The organism is Shewanella sp. S1-49-MNA-CIBAN-0167, assembly GCF_040310145.1.
In the GTDB taxonomy this organism is placed as follows: domain Bacteria; phylum Pseudomonadota; class Gammaproteobacteria; order Enterobacterales; family Shewanellaceae; genus Shewanella; species Shewanella psychromarinicola.
Genome location: NZ_JBEOPO010000474.1, coordinates 1 through 239 on the forward strand (window position 1 = coordinate 1; position 239 = coordinate 239).

The following is a 239-nucleotide window of genomic DNA, read 5'->3' on the forward strand; positions in this document are numbered from 1 at the left end:
GGATATCAGTGCTTATGGAACCGGTACCACCCACAAAAAAGTGAAGGATGACGATGAAAAAGATATTACTAACGGTTGCGGCAACCGCAATGATGATCCCTGCTGTGTTTGCGAATAATTTTGAAGAACCTGCAGATGCCATTGAATACCGCCAAGCTGCTTTCGGCTTAATTGCTTATAACTTTGGTGATATGGGCGCTATGCTAAAAGGTAAAAAACCTTTTGATGCTGCTGTATTT

Annotated in this window: 1 protein-coding gene; it reads left to right on the forward strand. The window is 41.8% G+C overall.

Going from position 1 to position 239, the window contains the following annotated elements; all coding sequences use genetic code 11:
• Positions 1-53: 53 nt before the first annotated feature.
• Positions 54-239: cytochrome c (locus AAEZ00_RS22075; protein ID WP_351090175.1), on the forward strand; the 186-nt coding region annotated here is incomplete at its 3' end.